This is a genomic window from Klebsiella sp. X1-16S-Nf21, assembly GCF_002837615.1.
In the GTDB taxonomy this organism is placed as follows: Bacteria; Pseudomonadota; Gammaproteobacteria; order Enterobacterales; family Enterobacteriaceae; genus Klebsiella; species Klebsiella variicola.
Window position 1 is genome coordinate 1 of the sequence record NZ_PJDK01000030.1, and the last position, 11826, is coordinate 11826.

General features: G+C 56.5%; 15 protein-coding genes. 9 read left to right on the plus strand and 6 right to left on the minus strand.

From position 1 onward, the window contains the following. Nucleotides 1-298: 298 nt before the first annotated feature. Entirely contained in the window at nt 299-865 is a 567-nt protein-coding gene (gene gmhB, locus CW267_RS15080) for a D-glycero-beta-D-manno-heptose 1,7-bisphosphate 7-phosphatase (RefSeq protein ID WP_008807333.1), read from the minus strand. Nucleotides 866-1053: 188 nt separating this feature from the next. On the opposite strand from gmhB, the gene metN reads away from it, so the two are divergent. The 7 genes from metN to CW267_RS15115 all read left to right on the plus strand — a co-directional run bounded on the left by metN (nt 1054) and on the right by CW267_RS15115 (nt 7543). Then, a complete protein-coding gene (gene metN / locus CW267_RS15085; protein WP_023297090.1) occupies nt 1054-2085 on the plus strand; it encodes a methionine ABC transporter ATP-binding protein MetN in 1032 nt (343 codons plus the stop codon). Beyond that, a complete protein-coding gene (locus CW267_RS15090; RefSeq protein ID WP_004204478.1) occupies nt 2078-2731 on the plus strand; it encodes a methionine ABC transporter permease MetI in 654 nt (217 codons plus the stop codon). Before metN ends, CW267_RS15090 begins: the two co-directional genes overlap by 8 nt. A 43-nt stretch (nt 2732-2774) precedes the next feature. Further along, a complete protein-coding gene (gene metQ / locus CW267_RS15095) occupies nt 2775-3590 on the plus strand; it encodes a methionine ABC transporter substrate-binding lipoprotein MetQ (protein ID WP_008807336.1) in 816 nt (271 codons plus the stop codon). Between the two features lie 107 nt (nt 3591-3697). Further along, nucleotides 3698-4105: an Rcs stress response system protein RcsF gene (gene rcsF, locus CW267_RS15100; RefSeq protein WP_008807337.1), complete on the plus strand. Its 408-nt coding sequence runs from the start codon at nt 3698-3700 to the stop codon at nt 4103-4105. After that, a complete protein-coding gene (gene tsaA, locus CW267_RS15105) occupies nt 4102-4809 on the plus strand; it encodes a tRNA (N6-threonylcarbamoyladenosine(37)-N6)-methyltransferase TrmO (RefSeq protein ID WP_012968898.1) in 708 nt (235 codons plus the stop codon). The genes rcsF and tsaA overlap by 4 nt, the downstream gene beginning before the upstream one ends. A gap of 113 nt (nt 4810-4922) precedes the next feature. After that, nucleotides 4923-6641 (plus strand): proline--tRNA ligase, encoded by a 1719-nt coding sequence (gene proS, locus CW267_RS15110; RefSeq protein WP_012968899.1) that lies wholly within the window; start codon nt 4923-4925, stop codon nt 6639-6641. A 59-nt stretch (nt 6642-6700) separates the two neighbouring features. Next, a complete protein-coding gene (locus tag CW267_RS15115) occupies nt 6701-7543 on the plus strand; it encodes a YaeF family permuted papain-like enzyme (RefSeq protein WP_100781219.1) in 843 nt (280 codons plus the stop codon). Nucleotides 7544-7673: 130 nt separating this feature from the next. Here CW267_RS15115 and nlpE read toward each other — a convergent pair whose 3' ends face one another. The 3 genes from nlpE to CW267_RS15130 are packed head-to-tail and all read right to left on the minus strand — an operon-like array spanning nt 7674 to nt 9370. Continuing rightward, nucleotides 7674-8372, minus strand: a complete 699-nt coding sequence (gene nlpE / locus CW267_RS15120) for an envelope stress response activation lipoprotein NlpE (protein WP_096834304.1) — start codon at nt 8370-8372, stop codon at nt 7674-7676. 42 nt (nt 8373-8414) lie between these two features. Beyond that, a complete protein-coding gene (arfB, locus tag CW267_RS15125) occupies nt 8415-8828 on the minus strand; it encodes an alternative ribosome rescue aminoacyl-tRNA hydrolase ArfB (protein ID WP_008807342.1) in 414 nt (137 codons plus the stop codon). Then, on the minus strand, nt 8825-9370 hold the full coding sequence (locus tag CW267_RS15130) for a YaeQ family protein (protein WP_008807343.1): 546 nt from the start codon (nt 9368-9370) through the stop codon (nt 8825-8827). Before CW267_RS15130 ends, arfB begins: the two co-directional genes overlap by 4 nt. A gap of 196 nt (nt 9371-9566) precedes the next feature. On the opposite strand from CW267_RS15130, the gene CW267_RS15135 reads away from it, so the two are divergent. Further along, nucleotides 9567-9767 (plus strand): YaeP family protein, encoded by a 201-nt coding sequence (locus CW267_RS15135; RefSeq protein WP_002889429.1) that lies wholly within the window; start codon nt 9567-9569, stop codon nt 9765-9767. Further along, entirely contained in the window at nt 9754-10014 is a 261-nt protein-coding gene (rof, locus tag CW267_RS15140; RefSeq protein ID WP_002889424.1) for a Rho-binding antiterminator, read from the plus strand. Before CW267_RS15135 ends, rof begins: the two co-directional genes overlap by 14 nt. Nucleotides 10015-10026: 12 nt before the next feature. On the opposite strand, the gene tilS is transcribed toward rof, so the two are convergent. Continuing rightward, nucleotides 10027-11340, minus strand: coding sequence for a tRNA lysidine(34) synthetase TilS (gene tilS / locus CW267_RS15145; RefSeq protein WP_100781220.1), 1314 nt, complete (start codon nt 11338-11340; stop codon nt 10027-10029). 53 nt (nt 11341-11393) lie between these two features. Continuing rightward, nucleotides 11394-11783, minus strand: coding sequence for a VOC family protein (locus CW267_RS15150; protein WP_002889387.1), 390 nt, complete (start codon nt 11781-11783; stop codon nt 11394-11396). Nucleotides 11784-11826: the final 43 nt, after the last annotated feature.

An 11826-nucleotide genomic window follows, 5' to 3' on the forward strand; every position in this document is an offset into this window, starting at 1 on the left:
TTGTCCGAAGACATTAAGAATCCATGTCACTTTGAGTGCCCACACAGATTGTCTGATAAATTGTTAAAGAGCAGTTGCGACGCGCTTTAGCGCTCTGTCGCGAGGTGGCGTATATTACGCTTTCCTCTTTCAGAGTCAACCCTGAATTTCAGGATTTTTCTCTTCAACCGAACTGGCTGTTTGTGTGAAGTGATTCACATCCGCCGTGTCGATGGAGGCGCATTATAGGGAGCTCTCCGGGAATGACAAGCGGAAAAATACAATTTTATTTCAACCGCTCATCTTTTAAACGCAACGCTTATTTTTGCTGCTTTTTAATCGCCGCAGGCAGCTCTGCCAGGCTATTTAGCACCCAGTCAGCCGCTTTTTCCGCTTCTTCAGTCAGGGGCTTACCGGTACGCACCAGCACTTTAGTACCGACATCTGCCGCCGCAGCAGCCTGCATATCTTCCAGTTTGTCCCCTACCATATAGGAAGAAGCCATATCGATATGCAGATAATCGCGGGCGGAGATCAGCATCCCCGGATGCGGTTTACGACAATCACAAGTCTGACGGTACTCCTCCACCGCACCCTGCGGGTGATGCGGGCAATAGTAGATACCGTCCAGGTCGACGCCACGATCGGCCAGAGACCAGTCCATCCATTCGGTCAGCGTTTCAAACTGGGCTTCGGTAAATTTACCGCGTGCAATACCGGACTGGTTAGTGACCAGCACCAGCGCATAGCCCATCTCTTTTAGTTCGCGCATCGCGTCAATGACGCCATCGATAAATTCAAAATTGTCGATTTCGTGGACGTAGCCATGATCGACATTAATAGTGCCGTCACGGTCGAGAAAAATTGCGGGTACTGACTTTGCCACCGGTTTGCTCCTGAAAAAGGCTAGTGCCGTTAGTATCGCATGTTTCAGCATGCAAGAAAGTGCTCATTATAAAGAGTCAGATTGATTTAGACGTCTGGATGCCTTAACATCCATTTCATTGCCAGGCATCGCCTGGATACGGCAGAAGAAAATGCCACGGCAAACGGCTAAACGATAATAAATAACTGATGATTAAACTTTCCAATATCACCAAAGTGTTCCAGCAGGGGAATCGCAGCATTCAGGCGCTGAATAACGTCAGCCTGCATGTCCCTGCCGGACAAATTTATGGCGTCATCGGAGCCTCCGGCGCCGGTAAAAGTACGCTGATTCGCTGCGTCAACCTGCTGGAGCGCCCGACCGAGGGCAGCGTACAGGTTGACGGTCAGGAATTGACTGCACTGTCGGAAAAAGAGCTAACCCGTGCGCGCCGTCAGATTGGCATGATTTTCCAGCATTTTAACCTGCTGGCCTCCCGGACCGTTTTCGGCAACGTCGCGTTGCCCCTGGAACTGGATAACACCCCGCAGGCAGAAATCAAACGCCGTGTGACGGAGCTGCTGGATCTCGTCGGCCTGGGTGATAAGCACGACAGCTACCCGGCTAATCTCTCCGGTGGCCAGAAACAGCGCGTCGCTATTGCCCGCGCGCTGGCCAGCAACCCGAAGGTATTGCTGTGCGATGAAGCCACCAGCGCCCTCGACCCGGCCACCACCCGTTCCATTCTCGAACTGCTGAAAGACATTAACCGGCGTCTGGGACTGACCATTCTGCTGATCACCCACGAAATGGATGTGGTGAAACGCATCTGCGACTGCGTGGCGGTCATTAGCAACGGTCAACTGATCGAGCAGGATACGGTGAGCGAAGTCTTCTCCCATCCGAAGACGCCGCTGGCCCAGCAGTTTATTCAGTCCACGCTGCACCTCGATATTCCGGATGACTACCAGGCGCGCCTGAAATCTACTGCCACAGCGGATAGCGTGCCGATGCTGCGTATGGAATTTACCGGCCACTCCGTCGATGCGCCGCTGCTCTCTGAAACCGCGCGTCGCTTCAATGTGAATAACAACATTATCAGCGCGCAGATGGATTATGCCGGCGGGGTGAAGTTCGGCATCATGCTCACCGAAATGCACGGTACACAGGAAGACACTCAGGCGGCCATCGCCTGGCTGCAGGAACATCATGTAAAAGTAGAGGTATTGGGTTATGTCTGAGGCAATGATGTGGCTGCTGTTGCGCGGCGTATGGGAAACGCTGGCAATGACCTTTGTCTCCGGCTTCTTCGGTTTTGTCCTTGGTCTGCCGGTGGGCGTGCTGCTGTATGTGACCCGGCCGGGGCAAATCGTCGCCAATGCCAAACTGTACCGTACTCTGTCGGCGCTGGTGAACATTTTCCGTTCCATTCCGTTCATTATCCTGCTGGTCTGGATGATCCCGTTTACCCGCGTAATCGTCGGCACCTCGATCGGCCTGCAGGCGGCAATCGTTCCGCTGACGGTGGGCGCCGCGCCGTTTATCGCCCGCATGGTGGAGAACGCCCTGCTGGAGATCCCGACCGGGCTCATCGAAGCTTCCCGCGCGATGGGCGCCACACCGCTGCAGATCGTCCGCAAGGTTCTGCTGCCTGAAGCGCTACCGGGGCTGGTCAACGCCGCCACCATCACGCTTATTACCCTGGTAGGCTACTCCGCCATGGGCGGCGCGGTGGGCGCCGGTGGTCTGGGGCAGATTGGTTATCAGTACGGTTATATCGGCTACAACGCAACGGTGATGAATACCGTACTGGTGTTACTGGTTATTCTGGTTTATTTAATTCAATTCTCTGGCGATCGTATCGTCCGGGCTGTGACTCATAAATAACGTTATTGGCAGACAACACTCATTCTTACAGGAAGGAAATAACATGGCCTTTAATTTCAAAACCTTTGCGGCAGTTGGCGCGTTAATCGGTTCTCTGGCGCTGGTGGGTTGCGGTCAGGATGAAAAAGATCCGAATCATATTAAAGTCGGCGTTATCGTCGGGGCGGAACAGCAGGTCGCTGAAGTTGCGCAGAAAGTGGCAAAAGAGAAGTATGGTCTCGATGTTGAGCTGGTGACCTTCAACGATTACGTGCTGCCAAACGAAGCGCTAAGCAAAGGCGATATCGACGTGAACGCCTTCCAGCATAAACCGTATCTCGACCAGCAGATTAAAGACCGTGGCTATAAGCTGGTCTCCGTTGGCAACACCTTCGTCTATCCGATCGCGGGTTACTCGAAGAAAATCAAATCGCTGGACGAACTGCAGCCGGGCTCGCAGATCGCCGTCCCGAACGATCCGACTAACCTCGGCCGTTCCCTGCTGCTGCTGCAGCAGGTGGGTCTGATCAAACTGAAAGACGGCGTGGGCCTGCTGCCGACCTCGCTGGATATCGTCGAAAACCCGAAAAACCTGAAAATTGTTGAACTGGAAGCGCCACAGCTGCCGCGTTCGCTGGACGACGCACAGATTGCGCTGGCCGTCATCAACACCACTTACGCCAGCCAGATTGGCCTGACCCCGGCGAAAGACGGTATCTTTGTTGAAGGCAAAGAGTCTCCTTACGTGAACCTGATTGTGGCGCGTGAAGACAATAAAGATGCTGAGAATGTGAAGAAATTCGTTCAGGCTTACCAGAGCGATGAAGTTTACGAAGCGGCGAACAAGATCTTTAACGGCGGCGCAGTGAAAGGCTGGTAATCTTTTCTCACCGTAATATCATTCAGGACGGGCTTCACGCCCGTCTTGTCATTTATGCAAGCACCTGATTCAATAACGCCCTGTTTTTTATTCATTGAGGAAATACTATGCGTGCTTTACCGGTCTGTTTGTTAGCACTCATGTTAAGCGGTTGTTCCATGCTAAGCAGATCCCCCGTTGAACCTGTTCAAAGCACTGCAACCCCCCCGGTTAAATCTGAGCCGAGCAAACCACGCGCAACCCGTCCGGCGCCGGTACGTATTTATACCGATGCGTCAGAGCTGGTGGGAAAACCGTTCCGCGATCTGGGTGAAGTGACTGGTGAGTCATGCCAGGCCTCAAATCAGGATTCTCCGCCGAACATCCCAACCGCCCGCAAGCGTCTGCAGGTGAATGCGGCACGCATGAAAGCCAATGCCGTCCTGCTTCACCGCTGCGAAGTGACCAGCGGCACGCCAGGCTGCTACCGTCAGGCGGTTTGTCTGGGCTCGGCGCTTAACGTTTCGGCACAATGAGTGCATTCCAGTTCGCGCAGATAGGCGTTATCCGCTCGCCGTATAAAGAGAAATTTGCCGTTCCTCGCCAGCCTGGTCTGGTGAAACACGGCGGCGGAGAACTGCATCTGGTTGCGCCCTACAACCAGGCCGACGCCGTGCGAGGCCTGGAAAACTTCAGCCATCTGTGGATCCTGTTTGTGTTTCATCAGACCATGGAAGGCGGTTGGCGTCCGACGGTGCGCCCTCCCCGACTGGGAGGCAATGCGCGGATGGGCGTCTTCGCCACCCGTTCGACGTTTCGCCCCAACCCCATCGGCATGTCGCTGGTTGAGCTGAAAGGCGTTCGCTGCCAGAAGGATCAGGTGATCCTGGAACTCGGTAGCCTCGATCTCGTCGACGGGACGCCGGTGGTTGATATCAAACCGTATCTTCCTTTCGCCGAAGCCCTGCCGGATGCCAGCGCCAGCTATGCGCAACAGGCGCCGCTGGCGGGTATGAACGTCAGTTTTACACCGGAAACAGAAGCACAGTTACTGACCCTGGAAAAACGCTACCCGCATATCAAAGCGTTTATCCGCGAAGTATTGGCGCAGGATCCGCGCCCGGCCTACCGTAAAGAGGAAGAAGCAGGAAAAAATTATGCCGTCTGGTTGCTGGATTTCAACGTCCGCTGGCGGGTGGTTGCCTCTGGTTTTGAAGTCTTTGCCCTCGAAGCGCGCTAATTTTATTTTTCCTCTCTTTTGGCATCTTTGCCACACTGGTAAACTAAACCACTTTTTTTGTTTCAGGCTGGGCAACCAGCCTGTTCCGCTCGTTTAACTGGAACCGTTACAACATGCGTACTAGCCAATATCTGCTCTCCACTCTGAAGGAGACACCTGCCGACGCCGAGGTAATCAGCCACCAGCTGATGCTGCGCGCCGGGATGATCCGCAAGCTGGCCTCCGGGTTATACACCTGGCTGCCGACCGGCGTGCGCGTCCTGAAAAAAGTCGAAAACATCGTGCGTGAAGAAATGAATAATGCCGGTGCGATCGAGGTGTTAATGCCGGTCGTTCAGCCCTCTGAACTGTGGCAGGAGAGCGGTCGCTGGGAGCAGTATGGCCCGGAGCTGCTGCGCATTGCCGATCGTGGCGATCGCCCGTTCGTCCTCGGTCCAACCCACGAAGAGGTCATTACCGATCTGATCCGCAACGAGCTGAACTCCTATAAGCAGTTGCCGCTGAACTTCTATCAGATCCAGACCAAATTCCGCGACGAAGTGCGCCCGCGTTTCGGCGTGATGCGCTCCCGTGAATTCCTGATGAAAGATGCTTACTCTTTCCATACCTCTCAGGAATCGCTGCAGGAAACCTACGACGCGATGTATACCGCTTACAGCAAAATCTTCAGTCGTATGGGGCTGGATTTCCGTGCGGTACAGGCTGACACCGGTTCTATCGGCGGCAGCGCCTCTCATGAATTCCAGGTGCTGGCGCAGAGCGGCGAAGACGATGTGATCTTCTCCGACAGCTCCGACTACGCGGCAAACATCGAGTTTGCGGAAGCCGTTGCGCCAAAAGAGCCGCGCGCAGCCGCCACCCAGGAGATGACCCTAGTTGATACGCCGAACGCCAAAACCATCGCCGAGCTGGTTGAGCAGTTCGACCTGCCGATCGAAAAAACCGTGAAGACCCTGCTGGTGAAAGCGGTTGAAGGTAGCGCCTCCCCGCTGGTTGCCCTGCTGGTGCGCGGCGATCACGAGCTGAACGAAGTGAAAGCGGAAAAACTGCCGCAGGTCGCCAGCCCGCTGACCTTCGCCACCGAAGAAGAGATCCGCGCTCTGGTGAAAGCGGGTCCGGGCTCCCTGGGTCCGGTGAACCTGCCGATCCCGGTGGTTATCGACCGTACCGTCGCGGTAATGAGCGATTTCGCCGCTGGCGCTAACATCGATGGCAAACACTACTTCGGCATCAACTGGGATCGCGACGTCGCGACTCCGGAAGTTGCTGATATTCGTAACGTCGTTGCCGGCGATCCGAGCCCGGACGGCAAGGGTACTCTGCTTATCAAGCGCGGTATCGAAGTGGGCCACATCTTCCAGCTGGGTACTAAGTACTCTCAGGCGATGAATGCCGCAGTTCAGGGCGAAGATGGCCGTAACCAGATCCTGACCATGGGTTGCTACGGTATTGGGGTGACCCGTGTGGTGGCCGCCGCTATCGAGCAGAACTTTGACGATCGCGGGATTATCTGGCCAGACGCCATCGCGCCGTTCCAGGTGGCAATTCTGCCGATGAATATGCACAAGTCCTATCGCGTGCAGGAGCTGGCCGAGAAGCTGTACGCCGAGCTGCGTGCGCACGGCATCGATGTGCTGATGGACGACCGTAAAGAGCGTCCGGGCGTGATGTTCGCCGATATGGAACTGATCGGTATTCCGCACACCATCGTGCTGGGCGATCGGAACCTCGATAACGATGATATCGAATACAAGTATCGTCGCAATGGTGAGAAGCAGCTGATTAAAACCGGTGATATCGTGGAATATCTGGTTAAAGCGATAAAAGGCTAAGCAACCACCTCAGGGCCCTGAACGGATGTCAGGGCCTTTTTTTTACAAGGAAAGTACCCATGACTGCACCTATCCTCAGCAGCGGACTGCTTACTTCCGCCCTGCTGCTGCTTACCGCCTGCACCATAGACGTCGGCCGCAGCGCCGCTTCCGCATCCGCTACCGAGGGCCGCTCCCCGCCATGGGCTGTCACTCTCCAGCGTCAAAGCTCGATTGCCGGCAGCGGGCTCCACGAAATTGACGAAAGCGATCTCCGTTCCGGCGACCTGCTCTTCTCGTCCAGCATGGGTATCACTTCGCTTGGGATCCGCGCCTTCAGCGCCTCTTCCGTTAGCCACGTCGCACTGTATCTTGGCGAGGGTCAGATCGCGGAAGCCACCGGCGCTGGCGTACAGGTGATTTCTGTTCAGCAGGCGCTGGCGCATAGCGATAAACTCTTTGCCCTCAGGGTGCCCGACCTGACGCCGGACCAGGCAACGGCGATGAAAAATTTTGCCTGGCAGGTCAAAGACAGCGGGTATAACTATCGCGGCATTATTCAGTTTATCCCTTATATGGTCACCAAACCGCTCTGCTCGCTCAACCCTTTCTCGCGTAACTTTCGTCAGCAGTGCGTGAGCGGCCTGGCCAAAGCGCAACTGGGCGATGCGGCAAGCGCCGACAAGAAAGCGTGGTTTTGCTCGGAGTTTGTTAGCGAGGCCTTCGTCAGAGCCGGGCATCCGCTGACCCTGGCGCAGGCGGCGTGGATCAGTCCTTCCGATCTGCTGCACATGCGGGAAGGAGACGTCGCCACGTTTAAACCCGAAACGCAGCTACAGTATGTCGGGCATCTGAAACTGGGCGTTTATCTTCAGGCCGGGAAGCTGGTGGGGCTGAATAAACCGAAGGACGATGCGGAGTAAAGAAAAGATTTGCGCTTTTCCGCCAGCCAGACTCACGCTCACTCTGTATATGACAGGGCGAATAGCAGGAGCAAGTAGGGGTACTGTGTGGGATCATCCCCTGCCCGTTTCCCGGGCAGGGGCCTGACAATCAATGGCTACAGTCTTTACCGGGAATAAATTTGCCGGCCTGGTCCGTCATCAGCGTCTTCATCATTTCGCCGGTGTCCGGGTTCGCCTCGAGGGTAAAGTGCCCCTCCACCACCAGCAGCACCGGTCGTGAATCATTGCCGCGGGCAGCGGCATAATCCCGCTCAAGCTGGGCATTGTTCGCCACCGCGACGCGTTTACCGGTCGCGCAATCGGTAAAGGTTGCCGCATCGGCCATATAGAAATACATGCCGCGCATCGCCATCGGGGTGGTCGGCAGGCTGGCCTTCACCGGCTCCAGGGTATAATTGAGAGGAGACTGAACGGGGCTCCCGTTGCGGTCAAGCATCTCCAGCTTGTCGCCCTTCGCGCGAAAATATGATTTCTCGCCTTTGCTGTCGGTCAGCACCAGTTTATCCGCTGTGCGAGCCCAGGTGCCATAAGAGGCAAAAGATGACGGTTCACGACGAGCGCCCTGGTAGTGCTCGTTCATCACCCAGGTACCGTCTTTTTCCAGGAACAGCGAGGTGTCGATACCTTCACAATCCGCGCAAGGCATCACCCCACGCCAGCTTTGCTGCATCGGTTTGAGCTCTTCCATCGCCGCTGGCTGTACGGTGTCAGTCTCGGCGCGATGGTTACAACCAAACAGCGCGAACAGCGAGCAGGCCGCTATCACGGAGAATACGATTTTCTTCACTTTGCTTTCCTTATCATCCATTTCACCCGTTCGCCGACGTCTTCACTGGCGAACTTTCCCACGCAGCGCCTTGACTGAGGACTTCTGTGCCTTGGAAGCAAGGCGTCGCTCTTTGGATGCCCGAGTCGGTCGCGTCTCCCGGCGACTTTTTTGCACTGCGGTTAATTCTTTTATGAGGGCCACCAGCCGGGCAATCGCCGCTTCGCGGTTCATCTCCTGGCTGCGGTATTCCTGAGCCTTAATGATAACCACACCGTCAGCAGAAATTAAGTGGTGCCTGGCGGCGAGCAGGCGCTCTTTGTAAAACTCCGGCAGGCTTGAAGCTTTAATATCAAAGCGCAGATGGATTGCCGTCGACGCTTTGTTCACATGCTGGCCCCCGGCCCCCTGGGCACGAATACCTTCCAGCGTAACCTCGTTATCGGCAAGGGTCACGCTGCGGCTAATGGTAATCATGCCGGTGCTTGCCAGGCCGTCAAATGAATTTCCAGATTATTCCGAGCATCGGATAACCAGATACTACCGTCCTGCAGAGTGGCCTGCAGTGTCATGGTACGGTCGGCAAAGGCGCTAAGCTGCGCCAGTTGCGCGTCATCAAGATACCAGATGGTCAACTTCGGGTACGCCGCAAGCTTGTTCTGATTCTGCTGCCACCAGATTTCAGCGGCCCGGCTATTATAGGCAAACAGCGCTACCGCCTGCGCCCGTGAGCAGGCTTTCTTAATCCGCCGCTCATCCGGCAGACCCAGTTCGATCCACAGATCGACCCCGAGATGATCGTTAAGCAGCCACAGCTCCGGCTCGTCGTCCGACGACAGGCCGCGGGTAAACTGCAGCCGTTCATCGGCATATTTGATCCACGCCAGCAGGCGCAGCATCATGCGCTCCTGGGTTTCCGAGGGGTGCTGCGCCAGCGTCAGGTTAGCATCCAGAAACTGGTTGCGATCCAGATCGGCTACATTTACCGCAGCTTTATATATTGTCGCTTTCAGCGCCATGAATAAACTCCTGAAAAGAATGGCGGACATTGTAGCGAAACTGGCGGCAAAAGGCTGTCGTCAATCGCAGCAACCTGTTTCATCCTGCTGAAATTGCTTAAATGACTATGATATAGTTCCCTTGCTAAACAGAGTTTATCTTCGTAGGCTTAAACTTGCATCCCACGGTTGAGTCAGAACGCTGACAGGAGGGCATGTGGACCACTATTGTGAGTTAATACGCAAGCGGTATGCGGAAATAGCCAGCGGAGACTTAGGGTATATCCCGGATGCGCTGGGTTGCGTGTTGAAAGTATTGAATGAGATTGCGGCGGATGAGGCCCTTTCGGAGTCAGTCAGGGAAAAGGCCGCTTATGCGGCAGCAAACTTACTGGTGAGCGATTATGTCAATGAATGATACTTATCAACCCATTAACTGCGATGATTACGACAACCTGGAACTGGCTTGCCAGCATCACCTGGTGCTGACGCTGGCGCTGAAGGATGGCGAACAGCTGCAGGCAAAGGCCAGCGATCTAATCTCGCGTAAAAATATCGAGTATCTGGTGGTCGAACTCGCCGGCAACGTCCGCGAGCTGCGCCTGGATAAAATCGCCAGCTTCAGTCACCCGGAAATCGGCACCGTGGTGGTGAGCGAATCCTGAATCAAAACGGGCTTAACCGCCCGTTTTCCTCCATGACAGCCTGACCCCTTCCCCGTCCTTCACTTCACCTTCGGTGGTCACAAACAGATCGTCCGCTGCAGCGATCGGCGTTTCGCCGTAAAACAGCAGCGGCGTAGTGTCTCGTCGCCAGGGAGGAACGCCCAGCTCCTGCCAGATCTTCTTCAGCTTACGTCCGCCGTGGCGTCCGACGATATGCAGGTGGCCGCTGGCGCGAAAGCGGACAGTGACCGGCTCATCCGCAGACGGCGGGCGCAGCCTGCCGCCGGGCTGCAGCATCAGCTCGCCGAGACCGTCTGCCAGCCGCAGCGGCTGGCGCCAGTCGGGCCAGTGCTGGACACTTTCCGTCTGGCCGGGAAGATACTTCACCCAGTACAAACGCTGTTGAAAACGGCGGACGGTAAAATCCCCCAGCCGCAGACAAGGGCTGGCATCTTCCCGCGCCAGCGCCACCTCATGCCAGAGGCGCTCTGGCACCTCCCGGGCCGGCATCGGCGCCTGATGCCCGGCGAGCCAGCGACGCAGCAGCGCCGCGCGACGGGGTGGGCTCATCGGCGTCAGCGGCGTGATAGACAGCGAGCCATCTTCGGCCACCAGCGACGCCAGCTCCGCCGCCAGCATTTCGTCCAGCAGTTGTTCCTGCTCGGCGCACAGGCTGGCGCTGCGGGCAACGGCCTCGCTAAAGTGCGGCCAGCGCTCGCGCAGGACCGGGATCACCCGCAGGCGCAGAAAGTTGCGGTCATAGGTATCGTCCTGATTACTCTCATCTTCAATCCACGACAGCTGATGGGCGAGCGCCCACTGGCGTAGCGATTCGCGGGTTTCATTGAGGAGAGGACGCAGTAGTCGACTGTCGGCAAAGGCAGAGGATGGCGCCATCGCCGACAGACCAGTAGGACCGCTGCCGCGTTTTAACGCCAGCAGCAGCGTTTCGCACTGGTCATCCTGGTGCTGGGCGGTCACTAACACCTCGCCGGCATTGAGCGTATCCTGAAAGGCCTGATAGCGCGCCGCACGGGCATGGGCCTCCACGCCGAGACCGCCCCTGGCTAACGTCACATGATGCACCACCAGCGGCACCTGCCACTGCTGGCAAATCTGCCGACAATGCGCCACCCAGTCGTCTGCATGGGCGCTCAGGCCGTGGTGAACATGCACCGCTCGCAGCGTCAGCGAGGGATCCTGTTCCCGCAGCAGCACCAGCTGGTGCAGGAGAACCGTCGAATCCAGACCGCCGCTGAAGGCCACCAGCAGCTGGCGATGGGGATGAAGCGTATGCGCAATATCAGCCGTCATATCCACGAACATACCGAGAAGTGATGGCCCGGCAAGTTACCGGGCCAGGGTCGCGCTGGCAAGGTTTACTGCTGATATATTTCCAGCGGCAGGTCGTCCGGATCGCTAAAGAAGGTAAAGCGTTTGCCGGTAAAGGGATCGACGCGAATCGCTTCGCACTCGACGCCATGCGCCGTCAGATGCGCTACCGCGGCGTCGATATCATCCACGCTAAAGGCCAGATGACGCAGCCCGCAGGCTTCGGGGCGACTGGGGCGGGCCGGGGGAAAGGGGAACGAGAACAGCTCAATCACGTACTCGCCATTGAGCGCCAGATCGCCCTTCCAGGAGTCGCGCTCGGCGCGATAGAACTCACTTTGCAGCGTAAACCCCAGAATATCGCAATAGAACGCTTTACTGCGGGCGTAGTCAGTCGCAATGATGGCAATATGGTGAACCCGTTTCAAACCCAGCATGGTCAAACTCCTTCTGTTAAGCCAGCCACGTTACTCGTGCGCG